Annotated in this window: 14 protein-coding genes and 1 pseudogene; 4 read left to right on the plus strand and 11 right to left on the minus strand. The window is 70.3% G+C overall.

The window, feature by feature from the left end; translation table 11 throughout:
* Positions 1–7 precede the first annotated feature (7 nt).
* The 4 genes and pseudogenes from QEG98_RS00080 to QEG98_RS00095 all read right to left on the minus strand — a co-directional run bounded on the left by QEG98_RS00080 (position 8) and on the right by QEG98_RS00095 (position 5,561).
* Positions 8–1,897: a PHB depolymerase family esterase gene (locus QEG98_RS00080; RefSeq protein ID WP_316565266.1), complete on the minus strand. Its 1,890-nt coding sequence runs from the start codon at positions 1,895–1,897 to the stop codon at positions 8–10.
* A 217-nt stretch (positions 1,898–2,114) separates the two neighbouring features.
* Entirely contained in the window at positions 2,115–3,083 is a 969-nt protein-coding gene (gene gshB, locus QEG98_RS00085; protein ID WP_316565267.1) for a glutathione synthase, read from the minus strand.
* Positions 3,084–3,162: 79 nt separating this feature from the next.
* Positions 3,163–4,874, minus strand: a pseudogene (locus tag QEG98_RS00090) (serine/threonine protein kinase).
* Between the two features lie 357 nt (positions 4,875–5,231).
* Positions 5,232–5,561 (minus strand): hypothetical protein, encoded by a 330-nt coding sequence (locus QEG98_RS00095; protein ID WP_316565268.1) that lies wholly within the window; start codon positions 5,559–5,561, stop codon positions 5,232–5,234.
* 494 nt (positions 5,562–6,055) lie between these two features.
* On the opposite strand from QEG98_RS00095, the gene QEG98_RS00100 reads away from it, so the two are divergent.
* Both QEG98_RS00100 and QEG98_RS00105 read left to right on the plus strand, forming a co-directional pair.
* On the plus strand, positions 6,056–6,484 hold the full coding sequence (locus QEG98_RS00100; protein ID WP_316565269.1) for a hypothetical protein: 429 nt from the start codon (positions 6,056–6,058) through the stop codon (positions 6,482–6,484).
* 262 nt (positions 6,485–6,746) lie between these two features.
* The gene (locus tag QEG98_RS00105) at positions 6,747–7,505 is read left to right on the plus strand and encodes a hypothetical protein (RefSeq protein WP_316565270.1); all 759 of its coding nucleotides are present in this window, start codon (positions 6,747–6,749) and stop codon (positions 7,503–7,505) included.
* Here the strand turns inward: QEG98_RS00105 and QEG98_RS00110 are convergent.
* Complete coding sequence (locus QEG98_RS00110) at positions 7,480–7,875, minus strand: hypothetical protein (protein ID WP_316565271.1); 396 nt, start codon at positions 7,873–7,875, stop codon at positions 7,480–7,482. The genes QEG98_RS00105 and QEG98_RS00110 overlap by 26 nt on opposite strands.
* Before the next feature lie 64 nt (positions 7,876–7,939).
* Between QEG98_RS00110 and QEG98_RS00115 the strand changes: the two genes are divergently transcribed.
* Positions 7,940–8,251 carry a hypothetical protein gene (locus QEG98_RS00115; protein WP_316565272.1) on the plus strand — a complete coding sequence of 104 codons (312 nt, stop codon included), beginning with the start codon at positions 7,940–7,942 and terminating at the stop codon, positions 8,249–8,251.
* Positions 8,252–8,267: 16 nt separating this feature from the next.
* Here QEG98_RS00115 and QEG98_RS00120 read toward each other — a convergent pair whose 3' ends face one another.
* From QEG98_RS00120 to QEG98_RS00140, 5 genes are all read right to left on the minus strand, one after another.
* Positions 8,268–8,993 carry a DUF429 domain-containing protein gene (locus tag QEG98_RS00120; RefSeq protein WP_316565273.1) on the minus strand — a complete coding sequence of 242 codons (726 nt, stop codon included), beginning with the start codon at positions 8,991–8,993 and terminating at the stop codon, positions 8,268–8,270.
* A 425-nt stretch (positions 8,994–9,418) separates the two neighbouring features.
* Entirely contained in the window at positions 9,419–10,882 is a 1,464-nt protein-coding gene (locus QEG98_RS00125) for a hypothetical protein (protein ID WP_316565274.1), read from the minus strand.
* 154 nt (positions 10,883–11,036) lie between these two features.
* Positions 11,037–11,771 carry a head GIN domain-containing protein gene (locus tag QEG98_RS00130; RefSeq protein WP_316565275.1) on the minus strand — a complete coding sequence of 245 codons (735 nt, stop codon included), beginning with the start codon at positions 11,769–11,771 and terminating at the stop codon, positions 11,037–11,039.
* 91 nt (positions 11,772–11,862) lie between these two features.
* Complete coding sequence (locus QEG98_RS00135; protein WP_316565276.1) at positions 11,863–12,549, minus strand: PEGA domain-containing protein; 687 nt, start codon at positions 12,547–12,549, stop codon at positions 11,863–11,865.
* A 699-nt stretch (positions 12,550–13,248) separates the two neighbouring features.
* Positions 13,249–14,658 carry a serine/threonine-protein kinase gene (locus tag QEG98_RS00140; RefSeq protein ID WP_316565277.1) on the minus strand — a complete coding sequence of 470 codons (1,410 nt, stop codon included), beginning with the start codon at positions 14,656–14,658 and terminating at the stop codon, positions 13,249–13,251.
* Between the two features lie 319 nt (positions 14,659–14,977).
* Here QEG98_RS00140 and QEG98_RS00145 point away from each other — a divergent pair, with 319 nt between their 5' ends.
* Positions 14,978–16,873 (plus strand): VacB/RNase II family 3'-5' exoribonuclease, encoded by a 1,896-nt coding sequence (locus QEG98_RS00145; RefSeq protein WP_316565278.1) that lies wholly within the window; start codon positions 14,978–14,980, stop codon positions 16,871–16,873.
* Between the two features lie 17 nt (positions 16,874–16,890).
* Here QEG98_RS00145 and QEG98_RS00150 read toward each other — a convergent pair whose 3' ends face one another.
* Positions 16,891–17,619 carry a hypothetical protein gene (locus tag QEG98_RS00150; protein WP_316565279.1) on the minus strand — a complete coding sequence of 243 codons (729 nt, stop codon included), beginning with the start codon at positions 17,617–17,619 and terminating at the stop codon, positions 16,891–16,893.
* Positions 17,620–17,705 lie beyond the last annotated feature (86 nt).

Raw genomic sequence — 17,705 nt, forward strand, 5'->3', positions numbered from 1 at the left:
CGTCTTCCTACGGCGCATAGACGACCGTCAGCACCGCGTTCGCCCCATCCCGGATGAATAGGTACTGCGTGGCCATCTGCGCCTGGGTGAAGCGCAGCCGCAGCTGCGTCTTCCCTGTCTTGCTGATGGCGGAGAGTCCCTCCGCGCTGAAGTCCCCGGAGTTCTTCGCTCCCGCGCTGAACCGGTCGATGCCCGCGACGCTGCTCGCCGTGGCCGCCGCCGCCCAGTCCGTCACCTCCGTGTTCGCCGCGTTGAACGTCCCCGTCTTCGCGTCGATGACCAGCGTGTTCCCCGCGGGCGTCGACCACGGGTCTCCCGAGCCCGACGAGTAGCTCACCGTCAGGAACGCCCGCGTGACGGTGGCCCCGTCCGGAAGGCTCGACGTGTCGAAGGAGAGGAACGACCGGTTGTACTTCCCATCCGTCCCCCGGCCGAGCGCCAGGTTCGTCATGAATCCCAGCGCCGCCCCGCTGCCATCCGCGTCCGCCTTCAGGTAGCCGTCATCCGCCGCGATGCTCGCGAACTGCACCGTCACCGGCGCCGGGGAGCCCGAGTTGCTCACCGTCACCACCGTGTCGTCGTCCGTGGCCTGATTGCCCGCGGCGTCAAATGCACGGGCCCCCAGCGTGTACCCCCCGTTGGACACGGCCGTGCTGTTCCAAGCGAAGGCATACGGCGCCTGCGTGTCCGTGGACACCACCTCGCCATTCACCAGGAACTCCACCCGGGTGACGCCCACCGCGTCCGCCGCATCCGCGGTGACATTCACCGTGCCACTCACCGTGGCCCCGTTCGCCGGCGCCGTCACGTTGACCGTGGGCGGCGTGGTGTCCCCCGTGGGCTCGCCTCCGCCTCCCGTCATCCCGAAGAACTTCACCTGGTGGTAGACGGAGCAGAGATTCACATCGCTCAGGTACGCCCCCACCGAGCCACAGACCGCGCTGCCCGTTCCGCCTGGGAACGGGAACTGCGCATCCATGGCCACCGCGTGCCCCATGCCGGTGAGCTCCCACGTCTCCACCAGCGCGTTGCCCGCGCCGTCCCGGTACACCTTGTGCGGGAAGCCGGACACCGTCTCCACCGTGTCCGGCGTCTGGTCGATGCCGTGCACGTTCGTCCACTGCTCCATCGCCTCGGTGAGGTTCATCACGTTCACCGTGTAGTCACTGGTGCCGTGCCAGATGGTGACGCGCGGACGCGGGCCCGCGTAGCCCGGGTACGCGCCGCGGACCACGTCTCCCCACGCGGCGGGCGTGCGATTCACACCCGGGCTCATGCAACTGAAGCCCGCATTCATCGACTCCGCGCACCGGTACGGACCACCGGAGTGGATGGCCCCGGCGGAGAAGACATCCGGATAGGCGGCCAGCAGCGCGGGCGTCATGTATCCCCCCGCCGAGAACCCCGCCACGAACACCCGCGACGGGTCGATGGAGTACGTGGCCTTCATCGTGTCCACCATCTGCTTGATGGACAGCACCTCGCCCCGGTCTCGTGAGAAGTCTCCGGGCTCGAACCAGTTGAAGCAACGGGTCATGTTGTTGCCACCCTGCTGCTGCGGATAGACGACGTAGAACTTGTAGACGTCCGCCGCCGCGGACCAGCCAGCGCCCTCCATCCCCGCGGCCCCCTGCGTACACCCGTGCATCACCACCACCAGCGGCGCGTTGGCCGGCATGCCGGACGGCACGTGGCGGAACATCTGCAGGTTGCCGGGGTTGCTACCGAAGCTCGTCACCTGCGTCAGCAGGGACTGCTGCTGCTCCGTCACCTCGGCCTCCGGCGCTTCCCCTGCCGGAGCGCCACAGGCCGCGAGGCCCGCGAACAGCCACGCGGCAAGAGGCACCCCGGCGGAACACGACCACGGCCAGGAACGGCTGCGACGCTGCTTGAGCATGGTGTCTCCCTGGCGGCCACGAGGGAAAGGGCGGCCGCGGGGCGAAACCTGACTCTTCCGGGAGTCACTGATTCAAGGCGCGACGCGTCGCATCGCGCTGAAACATGAACCAGGATTCAATTCACGCATCGCGTCGTGTGGTGTGCTGAAACATGAGTCAGCCCTCAGCTCAGGGAAGACACCGGGCACCGGGCCGCCCAGCGTCCTCCGGCGGGGCTCAGCGCGCGGCGCGCTCGGCGACGAGCCGCTCCGCCACGTCCAGCACCTTCGCCTCCACGCACACGTCGTCCAGGTGGTTCGCCTCCACCAGGCCCGTGGGGCTCGTCACGTTGACCTCGGTGAGGTAGGTGCCCAGCACGTCGATGCCCACCAGCCGCAGCCCGCGCTTCACCAGCTCCGGCTTCAGGCGCTCGCAAATCTCCAAATCCCGCGGGGTGAGCACGGCCTTGCGAGGCACACCGCCCGCCGCCATGTTGCCGCGGTGGTCGTCGTCGGACGGGACGCGCAGCACGCCGCCCACCGGCTCGCCGTCCACCAGGAGGATGCGCTTGTCGCCCTGGCGGCTCTCCGGGATGTACGCCTGGGCCATGACGGCCTCGCGGCCGCCCCGGGTGAGCATGTCCACCGCGGAGCGCGCGTTCCGGTCCGTGGCGGACAGGAAGAGGATGCCCTTGCCCGCGAAGCCATCCACTGGCTTGAGGATGGTGCCCGCCACGTTGCGCGCGATGAAGTCCAGCAGCACCGGCAGCTCGCTGGTGACGCGCGTGTCCGGCATCAGGTCCGGATAGCGCAGGGAGAAGAGCTTCTCGTTCGCGTCGCGGATGCCCGAAGGCTCGTTGATGAAGACAGGGGGCCGGCCCGTGCCGCACAGCTCCACCAACTGGGTGGCGTGCAGGAACTCCGCGTCCACCGGCGGGTCCTTGCGCATGAAGAGCACGTCCAGCGAGGACACCGGGCGAGGGGCCTCGTCGAGGATATCGAAGTGCCGTCCCAGCTCGCGGCGCACGGTGACGTGGCGCATGCGCGCCTCGGCGCAGGTGCCGTTGAAGCGCAGCCAGCCCTGTTCGAAGTAGCGCACCTGGTGGCCGCGCTTCTGCGCTTCGAGCATCAACGCGAACGTGGAGTCGTGGTCCACCCGCACCGTCTCGAGCGGGTCCATCAGGAAGCCAATGGTCAGAGGGGCCATACAGTCCGGAATCAGAGGGAGAGGGGCGCGAAGATAACCAAGTGCCCCGGGACGTGCCCCTCAATCCCGGTTCTGTGTTTCAGCGCTCGGGGATTTCCGCCAGCTTCAGTCGGAACTGGGTCGTCTCCCCGGCGCTGATCGGCACCGACAGCATGCGCTTCTTGCCGTCCGGGCCCACGATGGTCAGGTCGTGCTCCCCCGCGGGCATGGCCACGTTGAACATCGGCGTGCGGCCCACCCGCTTCTTGCCTCGGAAGACCTCCGCCTCCGGCAACACCAGCAAGGTCAGCTTGCCCCGGCCCTTCACCGGACGGGCGCTCGCCGCCTCCTTGGAACGGGCTCCCTCCGCGTCCTCGCCGCCCACCGCCTTCGCTGAAGCCTCCGTGTTGCCGGCATCCGTGGGCGGGCCCGAGCCTGGTCCCAGGTAGACGGGCAGGTTCGGGTCGTGTTGGGGGAGGGTGCGCAGCACGCTCGCGTCCTCTTCCTCCACCGTCTCGTTCAGCACCTTCGACAGGTGCCGGCGGCATAGCCACCGCCCACCAGGATGCCCATCAGCACCAGCCCCCACAGCACATTGGAGGCCTTGCTCTCCGGCGACTGCGGCGTGTCCTCCACGGCCGCCGAAGCCTTCCGGGACGCCGCAGCCGCGGGCACCTTGCGCGAGGGCTTGCGCGGCATGCCGGCCACGCCGTTCGACGGCGTCGGGATGTCCTTGCGCTCGGGGAGGTAGGGTCCGTCATCACTGCGCAGCGCCCGCTTCGCGGAGTCCAGCATGACGCCGTTGGTGGTGCCGTCCGCGGACTCCAGCATGACGCGCGTGGCGGACATGCGCTCGGCGAACCAGTCCTGCATCAGCGCGGCCCGGTCATGCGCGTCCAGCAGCAACTTGCCCGCCGCCGCTTCAATCGCCCGAGCCATGTCCCGGCCGTTGGCGAAGCGCTTCTCGCGGCTGCGCTCCAGCGCCCGCATCACCACCTTGGACACCTCTTCGGGCACGTGCGGCGAAACGTGCGAGGGCCAGGGGACGGGCGCCTCCAGAATCTTCATCATCTCGTCGCGCTCGTTCTTGCCCGCGAACAGGCGCGCGCCGGTGATGAGCTCGTGCATCATCACCCCGACGGAGAACAAGTCACTGCGGCCGTCCAGTGTATCGCCCCGCACCTGCTCCGGGGACATGTACCCGGTGGTGCCCTTCACCGTGCCGACGTTGGTGCGCTCCAGGCTGTCCTTCGCCTTGGCGATGCCGAAGTCGAGCAGCTTCACCACGCCGTCGTACGTCACCATGATGTTCTTCTGGGCGACGTCGCGGTGGATGACGGGGCTGGGCGCGCCAGAAGGCGCCGTATAGGTGTGCGCGTAGTGCAGCGCCATGCAGACGTCGCGCGCCACCGACAGCGTGAAGCCCAGCGGGAGCTGCTCCTGGCGGCGCAGGCACGCGCCGGTAATCTGGTTCAGGTTCTGCCCGGCGATGAACTCCATGGCCAGGTAGAGCCCGTCATCCTCGCGCCCCAGGTCGAACACCTGCGCGATGTTCGGGTGGTTGAAGGCCGCGGTGATGCGCGCCTCGTCCAGGAACATGCGTTCGAACTGCGCATTGTCCCGCGCGTCCGGCAGCACCCGTTTGATGACCACGTACTTGCGGAAGCCACCCGGACCCGAAGTGAAGCCCAGGAACAGCTCCGCCATTCCGCCCACGGAGAGCTGCGTGACGACCTCGTACTTCCCGATGCGCTCGCCCCGATAGAAGTCGATGGGGAAACCCTCCGCCGGCACCCCACTGTCGGGGCACATCCCGCGCCAGACGATAACAGGCATGTACGGGGCGGACGTGTGGTGAGAACGGGCCTCCACCAGGGGTGCCTCCCGCATCCACCGGGAAGCTGTGGATGGCCTGTGGACAGTGGGGGAGGGGCTGTGGAGAAACCCCGGTGTGGATCAACACCTGTGGGTTCCCGGGGATAACCGTCACTTTACCCACATGTAGCACATCCCGAATTCGTGAGTGTTCCCGGGAGCTTGCTGACTTGTCCCCAAGTCCGAGCTGCCTACTGCCACTACCAATAGATCAATACCTCTTATGAACCTTTAGAAGAAGCAGTCGGCGCTGGGGATGAAGTGCCTGTGGAAACCCAGGGCCGGTGCCCCACCTCAAGGCAGCGCCAGGCGCAGCTGTTCGAGCAACGCAGGCAGCCGGGTCATCAGCTCCCGGTCCATCTCCTCCAATGCCCCGCGAAGGGCCGCCAGGTCCTCTGGGGCGCGTTCTGCGGTCACCATGCGCTGCAGGACCCTCAGGCGCTGATTGCGCTGCACCAGGCTGCCCAGGACGTCCTCCAGCTCATCGCTGAGGGCGGCGCCCAGGCGCAGGTCGTGCCCGATCAGCTCCCGGAGCTGCTCCACCAGGTACGTGAGGTCCCAGGATTCTGCGTATCCAGCACGGCGCGACATCTCACCCCAGCCCAGGCGGGTCGCCGGGCTCACTCCAGCGGCTGGGGCCGCAGCAGGCCCACGAGGGTGAGGCGCGAGCGGGACGGGTCCAGCTCCACGCTGACCGGCAGCCGGCGACGTCCAGCCGCAGCGTGTACGGGAACTCGGGGGCAGCTGACTTTCCTCCTGCCGGGCCAGCGCGGCCAGGCGGAACAGCTCGGCGAGCAGCTCCTGGCGGGTCTCCGCCGCGAGCCCTCCACGGCCGCCTGAAGGCCGCGTGGGATGAGCACGGTGAAGGCCTGCGATGACGAAGGGGCGCATGAGGAGGATGCGACAGAGGTCATGGCGCACCCCGGGTGCCAGAACCATACCCTTCCGGCATCCAACCATTTCGCGTGGTTGCAGCCTGTAGCAGTGGAACGGCCTGTAAAAAACACTGCCCCCCTCCCCGCCGACCCTGAAGTGTTGGGAGGTGGGACATCAAGGGATCGGGGCGTCCGCGGGGCCTTCTGGCGTGGGTATAGCCAGGAGGCACGGGGGGGAACGCCATGGCGCACGCAACGCAGGCGTCCCGGTACAGCGGCATTGTCTTGGCGCTGATGCTGGGGTTGGGAGCGGCGGCTTGTCGGGACACACCGTCCCTGTCGGGGGCGGAGGGGCGGTTGCGGTTGTCGGCGCGGCGCGTGGACTTCCCGCACGCCTACCCGGGCACCCGGCGGGAGGCCGAGGTCCGCGTGGTGAATGGCGGCCGGGCCCCGCTGGATGTCGTGTGGACGGACGTGACGGCCCCCTTCTCGTTGGAGGCGGCGCTGCCGGTCCGGGTGCTGGCGGGCGAGGTGCCGGTGCGTCTGCGCTTCGCGCCCGAAGCTGAAGGGACCTACGAGGTCATCCTCACCGGCACTGCGTCGGATGGCGGCCGGTGCAGCTGGTGCTGGCGGGCGAGGCGAAGCCGGTGCCGGAGTGCTTCACGCCCGTGACGTGCGCGGCGGCCACCTTCGACCTGGTGACGGAGCGGTGCGTGGAGTCGGTGCTGCCGGACGGCACCGCGTGTGAGCCGGGCAATGCCTGCATCACCGGCGCCACCTGCCGGCGGGACGCTGCCGGGGCGAGGAGCGCGCCTGTGACGACGGCAACGCCTGCACCACGGACGTGTGCCACGTGCTGGACGGGTGCCAGTCCGTGCCGGCGCCGCCCTGTCCCGCGGCCGGGCCGTGTCAGGTGGGGACGTGCGACCCGCGGATGGGATGCGCCACGGCTCCCGCGCCGGACGGCACCCTCTGCGGCGCGGCCCAAGGCACCTGCGAGGACGCGGACGTGTGCCTGGATGGGGCCTGCGTGAAGCGCGACCTGCCAGAGGGCTTCCTGTGTGAAGCGGCCAGCCCGTGCCAGGCGTCGGGGCACTGCCGCGGCGGCGTGTGCGCGCGTCCCGCGGCGCAACCCCTGAAGGTGGATTGGGAGCACGACGTCCGGGCGGGAGAAGAGCAGCTGCAGGACCTGCTGGTGGGGCCGGAAGGGGACGTGACGCTGTCGGGTTTCTACGGCACGCCCGTGCTGGACGCGGCGGGCAAGGGGCCTCCGGTGCGGGCCTCCAAACCGGCGCGCCGCTGCATGCTGTGGAACGACCGGCTCCTGTGCATGGACATGCCGATGGACGGGACGGTGTCGCTGTTGGAGCGAGACACGGGGACACCGCGGTGGACCTTCACCCTGGCCGACGCGCGGCCGGACTTCCGCGACAGGACGCAGACGCTCTTCCTGGCGCGGCTGGCGGTGATGGCGCCGGACCGGCTGGCGGCCCTCTTCGAGGCCTACCCCACGGACCAGCGGCGCGACACGGCGTGCCGCATGTACTTCCTGGTGGTGCTGGATGCCTTCGGCCACATGGTGTCCGCGCGCGAGCTGACGGACCCACAGCTCGCCGAGTGCAACCACCCGCACCCGTATGGCCTCGCCTCGGACGCGGTGGGGACCTCTACGTCGCCTTCGCACCCACGCTGAACACGGGCGCGCCGCTGGCGTCGGGGGCGCCCTCATTGCTGATGGCCTTCTCCTCGGACGGGGTGCCGCGCTGGCGGAGGACGGAGCCCCTGCGCGCGGGCGAGCTCGCGGTGGTGAACGGGTTGCTGCTGCCCGAATGGGGCTTCCAGGCGTTGAGCACCCGGGACGGGACACCGGTGGGGAGCACCTCGCCCAGCAGTTGGGCCGCGCGGTGGCCACCTCGGATGTGGTGGTGCCCAGCGCGTCGGGCACCACGGTGAACGCGGGTGTGGACAGCCTGAGCGCCACGCCGGCCGCCACGCAGCTGAAGGGCTTCCGGCTTCCGGACCTGGAGCCGGCGTGGCTGTACTCGCTGAAGGAAGGCCAGCACCTGACGAGCAAGGAGCTCCGGCTGGCCACCTGCCCAGGGGCGCGGGGCTTCCCCCGAGACGCTGGTGCTGACGCACGCGGTGGCGGCCGACAACCAACGGTTGCTCGTGGGCGTGCGCGCGCGGGATGGGGCGGAAGCCTTCCAGTGCCCGCTCGACTACGCGCCGCGCACGGTGCCGCAGTTGATGGAGCTGGGGCCTGGCGCCCTCTACGTGATGGATGGGGCCCTCAGTTGTGGCGAGTGCGATCCGCCCTTCGCCAACAGCCAGCCGCGCTTCATGCGCTTCCCCATGCCGGGGTTGCTGCCCGCGAACGCGCCCTGGCCCGGGACTTTCGGAGGACCGGGGCACGGGCACCATGAGAACGCGGTTCACTGAGCAGCAGCGCGGCGCTTCACTGTGGAGAACTTGTGGGCGTATCGGAAGACCGCACGTCGAGGATGCGGCCCTCGCGCAGCCAGCCCTGGGCATCCACGGTGAGCGGTGCGCCCACGGCGGTGACGCGCGCGGGCGCCTTGCGCGTGAGCCACCCGAGCCACGCGCACAGCGCTGCGTCCAACTGGTCATGGGTGGGAAGCAGGCCCGGTGGGAAGCGCAGGCCCCGCGCCTCCAGCACCGCCTGTCTTCGCGTCCGTCCCGCGTGAGACGTCTTCTTCCCCAACTTCTCCACAGACAGCGCTCGCCACGTCGCGCCGGGGAAGGCCTCGAAGAGGCGGGCCTCCTCCAGCGAGTCCGTGTCCACGTCCAACAGGGGATGCCCACCCCGCGCATGCAGCGTCGCGAACAGCAGCACCCCGCCCCGGACGAAGCCGGCGAAGGGACGTCCAGGCTCGGGTAGCACGTCGGGCGTGCGTCCCGGCGCGCGCAGGCATCGCTCCGCTTCGCGCACGGAGGCTCCTGGCCGGGCCAGCGCCTGGGGTCCATCGATGACGAGCACATCCTCCGGGTTCAAAGGAAATGACGCGCGCAGCAGCTCGGGGGTGAAGCCGAGCGCCTTCGAGGGGACGGGCCACCGAAGCTCGGAGAAGCGCACCTGCCCCCGGGTATCCACCTCCGCCACGTCCACGGGCCGGGGAACGCGTGCGTACGGGTCCGTCAAATCCCAGCCCAGGAAGCGCATGGTGAGCTCAAGCCGGCGTAGCGGTTTTCCACATATCGCGCTGCTTCATGACGCGCCCTGAAAGGAATTCAGTCTCCCCCGCGCCTGCTCACACTCGACGTGAATGCGCAACTGCTATGGGTCCTCACCACATCCGGCCTGTCACGGTGCTTGCGAGAGTCAGAACCCGGCGGGTGGACAGGCCCCGCGCAGCCGATATTCTTCGACCACCGTAGCGTTGGCGTTCGTGGACGGTATTCCACGGTGCCCACGCGCAGGTCGCTCGGGAAGCAACCCCCTTGTTCCCGGCGCTCGCGTGGAAGGAGTGCGGTTGCCCGGACGACCTTGGAGGTCCGGCGTGCGGCGGCTTCGTGGCATCGTGGGGGGCCCGCTCGGGCCCCGGGTGGAAGTCTCCCGGGGCCCGAGAGACCTCGTTCCAATCGCCGCTACGGTTGTTGTGTCTCCGCCGCCTGATTCGCTTCCACGCGCGTGAAGGACAGCAGGTAGGCGGGCTCGTCTCGCGTGCTCGCCTGTATCAACTCCTCCGTCAGCGCATGCAGGGGCCAGCGGTCCATGGACGCCTTGCGGAAGAGGGCCACCGCGCCTTCCAGCGCGTCGATTCGCGCCAGCGCCTGTTCACGCCCCGCCTCGTCGCCCATGTCCTGGGCGCCGCCGCGGACGAGCTGCAGGCCCACCACGCGCTCCACCATGGTGGGTTGTTCGGCCATGCGCGTGCCGATGTCGCGGGTGATGCGGCCCAGCCGCTTCCGGCCCTCGGGGGACAGCGAGCCGCGCGTGCCCACGTTGCGCGTGCGCAGCACCCACGAGCCCCGGTCCGTCACGCTGTGGGCCGCCACCGCCATCGCCGTGGCGCTGACATCCGGCACTCCCGAGCCCTCCAGCAGCTTCCGGGCTTCCTCGTACGTGCGGGTGAAGACGCCCTCGCGCCACACGGGCAGCGCGGCCACCTGCTCCAGGCGGTCGATCTCCGCCGCGCTCATCTCCGAGCCCGGCTCCGTGTCTCCCAGGAGCAGCAGCAACTGAATCTGCATGGCGCGTGGGCTCGCGGCCGCCAGCGCCTCCAGCTTCTGACGGAACACCGTGCGCGCTTCGTCGTGGGAGGACTGCGGCAAGGCCTCGCCCCGGAGCACGTCCATCACCGCCACGAAGAGGGACGGGTCCTCCAGCCGAGGCACCTGCCGCAGCAGGAAGAGCGCCTTGTCCGCGTCCAGTCGCGGGCTGCCCAGGGCCAGCATCAGCCTCACGTCGTCCGACGCGGCACGCTCCCAGGCGGCCTTCGCCGCGGCGGCGATGGCCGGGTCGGGCGGCAGCGGTGTGGCTCCGGGAAGCAGCTCGCTCTGCTGAAGGTCGGGCTGGCCCAGGTCCACCCAGGCCTGGCGGAACGCCTGTTGCCAGTCCATGCCGGGCGTGCGCCGCAGCTCGCCCAGCCGCGCCAGCAGCTTGGCTTCCGGAGCGCCCGGGGCGGCGGCCTCCAGCCGGCGGAGCGCGTCGCTGGCCTCGGTGTCCTGGCCTTCCTCCAGCGCGAGACAGGCCTTCACGAGGAGCGCCGGAGCATGTTGGGGCGCCAGCTTCAGCGCGGCCGCCAGTGCCTCATGCGCCTGGGCCCGCTGCCCCGTCGCGGCGGCCCGAGCGGCGCGGTCCGTCTGGACCAGCACCTCCATGGGGGCCTGGGACTTTGCCTTGGGCGCCTCGTGCGTGTGGTCCGCGTGGGACTCGCCATGCGCGTCGTGCGTGTCCCGCGGGGTGGAACCGGGTGATGGAGGCCGTGGGCTCCACAGGAAGAGTCCTCCGGCCAACACCGCCACGCCGACGCCCGCGCCTCCCCACAGGAGCTTGCCGCGACGCCGAGGCGCCGAGGCGTTATCGGAGGAAGGGAGGGGAGGCGTCATCGGGCGGGAATCTCCGCGAGGGGTGGGGACGCGCATTCCAGCCGCCCCGGCCCTCGTGGAGCAAGCCGGCCCACCCGCCACTCCGGGTGCTGTCCCGTTCACCCCACCCGTGGGTTGTCATTGACGCGGCACGCCTTCCACGGCGGCGGGCGCGTCAGTCCTTGTAGACGACCTTGGAGCCTCCGCTGGCGCGCACGTCGCTCTGGCTCGGGCGGGACACGAGCTGGAGGACGCTGCCCCCGGAGGCCTCGCCGCTGACGCGGTCGGACGCATCCACCTCCACGCGCGAGCCGCCGCTCGCTTCCGCGTCCAGCGTCTTGACGCCCTTCACGTCCAGGGCCCGCACAATGGAGCCCCCGCTGGCCTCGACGTCGAAGTCCGTTGCCCGTCCCGCCAGCGTCACCTTCGAGCCACCACTGGCCTCGGTCTCCACCTGGCGTGCATCCACGCCGCGGACGTTGATGATGGCGCCGCCGCTGGCGTCGACTTCGAACTCGTCCGTGCGCGTGGCGTCCGCGTCCACGTGGCTGCCGCCGCTGGCGTGGACGCCTTCGACGCGCGGGCTGGAGACGTACAGGCGGACGCTGCTGCCTTTGAATCCGCTGAAGAGCTTCTTGTCCACGCGGGTGCGCAGCGTCCCGTCATGCACATCCATTTCGATACGGGACACGAGTTCGGCCGGTCCCTCCAGGCGCACGGACTTGGGGCCCACCTTCACCTCGGCCCGGATGCCGTGGCTCACCGATACCTCATCGAAGTCGGGCACCTCTCGGACATCGCCTCGCTGCTGTTGTGCGGAAGCGGACGCACCGGCTTGAGAATCCTGGGCATGGGCACAGGCACCGAAGAGGAGGAAGGCGGCGACGATTGAGACGCGGGCGGGGGACATGGGCACGCTCCAATGGAAAAGGGGGCCACGACGCGGGCCCCGGCGTGCTCAAGGTACGCACGGTCCCCGCATTGATTGCCTGCCCCGCCGTTCAGGGGTCCGAAAGCAGGCTCAACGGGCCGCGGACGGAGGTCGTCTCCCCGGGCTTGATGTCCACGGGGACCTGGTGCGCCTTGGTGGTGGCATCCACCAGCTTCAGGGTGTGCTGGCCCGCGGGTAGCTTCACCTTGAAGAGCGGCGTCTTGCCCAGGTCCTGGCCGCCGAGGAACACCTGGGCCTTGGGCTCGGTGACCAGGGTGAGGAAGCCGGGCTCGGCCGTCGGCACGCTCTCCGAGGCGGGCGGCGTGGCTGGTGCCTTGCGGGGTGCCGTGGCGACCGCCTTGCTCCGCTGCGTCCCGTTGCGGACGCGCTTGAAGGTCCGGGGCTCCTTGAGCGGGGCATCGTCCTCGGTGGCGGAGTCCGAGTCCGGGGCACGCTCATCCGGAACGGGGACCTGATCCGTCAGGGTGACGGGGTCCACATCCGCGATGGCCAGGGCCGGATCACCCGTGTCCTTCGGCCCATCGTTCACCGGTGGGGCCACGGGCGTCGCTGTCGCCGCCGCCGGGTTCTTGTCCGCGTTCACCGGAGGGTGTGTCCCGGCGGTGTGCTGGGAGGGCGGAGGGGCACCCTGGCCGAGCAGGGGTTTCAGCCGGGAGGACACGACGCCACCGTCCAGCCCCAGCATCACCACCGCGACGCTCAGCGCCAGCACGCCCACTACCGTCGTGACAGCCATCCAGGCCCGGCTTCGCCGAGGTTGTGGTTGGAACTGGGGGGCCCGTGCGCGCCTGGGGCCTGTCGTGTCGCTCCCCCGACTTTGCACCGTGGATTCTTCGTCGTCCTCCTCCATGGGCATGTCGTGGAAGCGGACGGGCTGGGTGGTGGGCTCGGTCGAGGAGCCACCCTGCCTGCGGCGGGGAGGAATGGGGCGGCGCGGCGAGGGCGTCACCGGAACTGTGTCCCCACCACGCTCGGGGGGCAGCACCGGCATGCGAATCATCGCCGTCTGCAGGTCGCGCTCGGCGGGGGCGGCGTGGGCACGGAGGCGCGCAGGCCGTCCTGGGTGCGGGACGCGCGGGACCGTGCCTCGGCACGCGGGGGCTCATCCACGGGCGGGGAAGGCTCGGGCGTGCGAGATGAACGGGCCCGTGGAGCGTCATCCGAGGTGGGAGCCGGCTCATGTGCGCGGGATGAACGGGCCCGAGGCGCGTCATCGCCAGCAGGCGCCGGCTCAGTCGTGCGGGACGAGCGTGCCCGAGGCGCATCATCCGCGGCAGGGAGCGTATCCGGCGTGCGAATCGGTCGGGTGCGAGATTCCCCGGGCGCTGGCGGAGCGGGTGGCTCCGGGGAACGCACCCCGCGGACCTGGGTCTGTTCCCGCGCAGTGGCCTGGGCATCGGCCGCCGAGGTCCGCGAGCCCTGGCGTGAGGAGGCCTCACCCGGCGCGGACGCAGAGGCGCCCGCGTCCCGGCCAGTGCCCGGCAGCTGCGTGCGGACCGTGTGCTCCGGAGAGTGGGCCGGCATCCCCGGCTGGGTGCGCACGTGCTGCCCCCGGAGGGAGGGAGCGTCGTCGCCTCGACGGGAGGAGGCGGAGCGTGTACGTCAGCGGGAGACGCGCGCGAGGCCAGCCGCTTGCCCGGAGGCGCCTGAAGCACGGCCTTGCGAACGGTGCCGGCTTCAGGGGACGCGGCGGGAGCGCCCGTGGTGGGACGCCGGGGCGCGGGGGCGGCGCGGCGTTCCGAGGCGCTCCCGAAGCCCGAGGCGACGGCGGCAAGGTGACGCCACCGGTGGGCAGCTCGGACGGCTCGACCCCCATGGCCATCACCTTGGCCAGGTTCACCACGCCGGTGGTGTCCCCCGTGTCGTTCTGCCCGCTCATCAAGAGCTGCCGCGTCTGCTCGCGCCGGTCGGAGAAGAGGCGCAGCATCAGCTCGCTGCTCTGCTCGGGATGCCAGATGAGCGGTCCCACGGCGCGCTCGATGGCGCGGGCGAACTCCAGCGTGGAGGCGTACCGGTCCTCGCGGCGCTTGGACAGCGCGCGCATGACGATGGCGTCCAGCTCCGGCGGCACGTGCTTGTTCGTGCGCGAGGGCGGCGTCACCTCGCAGCGCAGCACCGCGTTCATCATCGCCTCGGCCTGCTTGGCGTAGAACAGCCGCATGCCGGTGAGGCACTCGTGCAGCACCACGCCGAGGCTGAACAGGTCGCTGCGCGCATCCAGCGGCTCGCCCATGATCTGCTCGGGCGACATGTACCCGCTGGTGCCCTTCACCATGCCCACCGCGGTGCGGCTGGCGCGGGCCAGGCTCTTGGCGATGCCGAAGTCGAGCAGCTTGGTGACGCCCTCGTACGTCACCATGATGTTCTTCTCCGCCACGTCCCGGTGGATGACGGGAGAGGGGCGGCCCAGCGGATCCGTGAAGGTGTGTGCGTAGTGCAGCGCCACGGCGGTATCGCGCACCGCCATCAGGCTGTAGCCCATGGGGATGGGGGTGTTGGCCTGCCGGCACGCGCGGGCCACCTCCACCAGCGTGGCGCCCGGGACGAACTCCATGGAGAGGAAGAGCTCTCCGTCCGCGATGTCCAGGTCGTACACCTGGGCGATGTGCGGGTGGTTGAACGCGGCCGTCACCTTGGCCTCGTCCAGGAACATCCGGACGAATTCCTCCTCGCCGCGGATGTCGGGGAGGATTTGCTTCAGCACCACCAGCTTGTGGAAACCCGCCAGGCCACGCTGGGACGCGAGGAAAATCTCCGCCATCCCGCCCGTCGACAGGCGGCAGAGCACCTCGTACTTGCCCAGCGAGCGCGCTTCCGGCGCGAGCGGCAGCGTGTTCCCACTCATTGAATGGCGCCGAATGTACACCGCGAGCCGGATGGACGCGAAAGCCCCGTGCCTCACGGGTTCGTTACCGGACCTGATGACTTCCCGGGTAGGGCGGAATTGAAGCCGGATTCAGGTGGGGAATCGTGGGCGGCCCGGACGGAGGATGTCAGGGGCGCGGGCCCGGCTGCGTCCCCGGCGGCAGGTCGCCAATTCCTGGCGATGGCTTTCCCGGTGAGACGCAGGCCCTCCATGGGCCGTGCTCCCGGGGGCTGACATTTTCCCGCGCGAGCCCTGCTTTCCCAAGATGGGAGTGGGCTAAACACGCGCCCAAGGTTCCATGGATACTTCTGTTTCGCCCCGCACCGTCACCGGCCGTCTCGACGTCCACCCTCGAGGCTTCGGCTTCCTCACCGTTCAGACGCCCGGCTCGCCCGAGGTGCTGTCGGCCTTCGTCCCTCCGCCCGACCTCAATCCGTACTTCGCCGGGGACGTCGTCACGGCCACGGTGACGGCGGGCGCGGATGGGCGCTGGTCGGCCAGCCAGTTGTCGTTGGTGGAGCGGCCTCGCACGCAGGTCTACGGCGAGGTGGTGCTGCGCAAGGGCGCGACCCTGCTCCACGTGGACCGCGAGGTGGCCAACGCGGACTGGGTGCTCGACCCGGCGGGGACGCAGGTGAAGGCCGGTGACGCGGTGGTCGCGCGCATCGACGAAGGCAAGGTGGTGCTGCTCTACCGGGTGGAGGAAGGGGAGGACCGCTCCCTGGAGCGCGTCATCGCCCGGCACGGGCTGCGAAGGGACTTCTCCGCGGAAGTCGTCGAGGAAGCGCGGGGCGCGCGCGCGGTGCCGCATGCGGTGGGCGCGCGGCGGGACCTGCGGGACGTGCCCACGGTGACGGTGGATGCGCCATCCACGCGGGACATCGACGACGCGATTTCGGTGCTGCCGGCGGGGCCGGACGGGGCGCTGCGGCTCCTGGTGTCCATCGCGGACGTGGGTGAGTACGTGAAGCAGGGCACGGCGCTGGACGCCGAGGCACGTGAGCGGGCCACCAGCGTGTACCTGGCGGGGCGCGTGCTGCCGATGTTGCCGGAAGCGCTGTCTTCGCACTGGCTGAGCCTGATGCCGGGCGAGGAGCGGCTGTGCCTCACGGTGGAGCTGCGCATCGACCCGCAGGGCCGGGTGACGGCGGCGGACGTGTACGAGAGCGTCATCCGCTCGTGGGCGCGGCTGAACTACGACGAGGTGGCCGCCTTCCTGGACCGGGGTGAGGTGTCGGCGCCCATGGAGCCGGTGCGCGAGGTGATGCCGTGGTTCCGGCTGGCGGCGGCGCGGCTGGCGGTGGCGCGGGCCGCGCGAGGCGGCATGGAGTTCGCGCGGGACGAGGCGCGCTTCACCTTCGACCAGGCGACGGGCGAGCTGTCCGGGCTGGTGAGTGAGAAGCCGACGTCGGCGCACGCGATGATTGAGCGCTTCATGGTGGCGGCGAACGAGTCCATCGCCGGGTGGCTGCTGGCGCGCGGCCTGCCCGGGGTGTACCGCGTGCACGAGCAGCCGGACCCGTTGCGGGTGGCGGACCTGAATGCGTTCGCGGAGACGTCCGGCTTCGCGGCGGGCTTCGGACGGGAGCTGACGCCGCTCGCGCTGGCGGCGTTCGACCGGCAGATCGCGGGCGCGGTGGCGGAGCCGGCGCTGCGTTCGGTGCTGCGGCGCTCACTGGGCCCGTCGCGCTATACGGTGAAGCCGGGGCCGCACTTCGGTCTGGCGGCGCCGCTGTACCTGCACTTCACGTCACCGATTCGCCGGTACGCGGACCTGGCGGTGCACCGGACGTTGAAGGGGTACCTGCGTGGGCGCCGGGACTTCGTGGATGAAGACCCGGGGATGGAGGCGCTCGCGGTGCACATCAACGCGAAGGCGCGCGCGTCGACGCGGGCGGAGAACGACCGGCACCGCGAGTTGGAGGCGCGGTGGATGGCGGGGCACGTGGGCAAGCAGTTCCAGGCGCGTGTGACGCGGGTGCGGCCCTTCGGTCTGGTGGCGCAGCTGGACGGCATGTTGGTGGAAGGCGTGGTGCCCGCGGATGCCCTGTCCGGAGGCCCCTTCCGGCCGGACGCGCGCGAACTGTCCCTGGTGGGCAAGGAGCGGACCTTCACCGTGGGCATGCCGGTGACGGTGAAGGTGACCTCCACCGACGAGCAGCTCGGCCGCATCGAGCTGTCACTGGCCGAGTAACCGGCGCGCGCTGGCCCTCAACCCGCGAACGGCAGGCCGTCTGTCTTCCCCGTCAAATCCTTCGCGGTGGCCCACCCGAGCAGCCCCGTGGAGGACTTCACCAGGTAGAGGTAGCCCTCACCCTTGCGGCCCGAGGGCGCGGCGGCGAGGACCTGAATCTTCGAGCCCTGGCCCAGCGTCGCGACGACGCTCTTGTCCGTGCGGCTGCGCGCCAGCGGGAACGACTGCTTCACCGTGGCCTCGACGCCAACGGCGTACAGGTCCTGCGGCACCTCGGACACCTTGCCCGTCTTCGCGTCCACGGCGTACTTGTCGCGCCGGTTCCAGAAGCCCTGCCATGAGTCGGACAGGATGATGCCGTTGCCCTTGGCCTCGGTGAGCGCAGGCACGGTGCCCAGCAGCTTCAGCGCCTTGCCGTCGAAGCCGTAGATGTACGAGCGCTGGTCGTAGTCCGTCTGCCCGGTGCGCACCACGAGCTCCTTGCGCTTGTCCCGGCTGTCCAGGTCCACGATGAACACGCCCGCGGGCTCATTGTCATCACCGGGGCCCCGGATGGTGGCGCTGCCCGCCTTGAGGATGAACTCGTTCTTCGGTTCGTCGAACTGGATGGACACGGCCTCCGGCGTGCCATCACCGTTCAAATCCACCGAGGCGGACTTCACAGGGGCCGTGTCATCCGCGATGGCCAGCGGCGCCGTCAGCAGGGAGCACGTCATCACCGCCAGCACGGACGCGTTCGTCTTCATCGAAGTCCTCGGTGTCACGCGGCGCCGTGGAAGCACGGCCCGGATTATCGCGCCCGCATCGTAGCCACACGGGGTGCGAGGCGGCT

The sequence above is a fragment of the Myxococcus sp. MxC21-1 genome (assembly GCF_032612255.1).
Lineage (GTDB): Bacteria > Myxococcota > Myxococcia > Myxococcales > Myxococcaceae > Myxococcus > Myxococcus virescens.

Excerpts from the sequence above, each read along its gene's own strand:
- QEG98_RS00125 (WP_316565274.1), bottom strand. The coding sequence starts at position 10,882 with ATGACGCCTCCCCTCCCTTCCTCCGATAACGCCTCGGCGCCTCGGCGT.
- gshB (WP_316565267.1), bottom strand. The coding sequence starts at position 3,083 with ATGGCCCCTCTGACCATTGGCTTCCTGATGGACCCGCTCGAGACGGTG.
- QEG98_RS00140 (WP_316565277.1), bottom strand. The coding sequence starts at position 14,658 with ATGAGTGGGAACACGCTGCCGCTCGCGCCGGAAGCGCGCTCGCTGGGC.
- QEG98_RS00150 (WP_316565279.1), bottom strand. The coding sequence starts at position 17,619 with ATGAAGACGAACGCGTCCGTGCTGGCGGTGATGACGTGCTCCCTGCTG.
- QEG98_RS00105 (WP_316565270.1), top strand. The coding sequence starts at position 6,747 with ATGGGATGCGCCACGGCTCCCGCGCCGGACGGCACCCTCTGCGGCGCG.
- QEG98_RS00120 (WP_316565273.1), bottom strand. The coding sequence starts at position 8,993 with ATGCGCTTCCTGGGCTGGGATTTGACGGACCCGTACGCACGCGTTCCC.
- QEG98_RS00100 (WP_316565269.1), top strand. The coding sequence starts at position 6,056 with ATGGCGCACGCAACGCAGGCGTCCCGGTACAGCGGCATTGTCTTGGCG.
- QEG98_RS00130 (WP_316565275.1), bottom strand. The coding sequence starts at position 11,771 with ATGTCCCCCGCCCGCGTCTCAATCGTCGCCGCCTTCCTCCTCTTCGGT.
- QEG98_RS00145 (WP_316565278.1), top strand. The coding sequence starts at position 14,978 with ATGGATACTTCTGTTTCGCCCCGCACCGTCACCGGCCGTCTCGACGTC.
- QEG98_RS00080 (WP_316565266.1), bottom strand. The coding sequence starts at position 1,897 with ATGCTCAAGCAGCGTCGCAGCCGTTCCTGGCCGTGGTCGTGTTCCGCC.
- QEG98_RS00135 (WP_316565276.1), bottom strand. The coding sequence starts at position 12,549 with ATGGCTGTCACGACGGTAGTGGGCGTGCTGGCGCTGAGCGTCGCGGTG.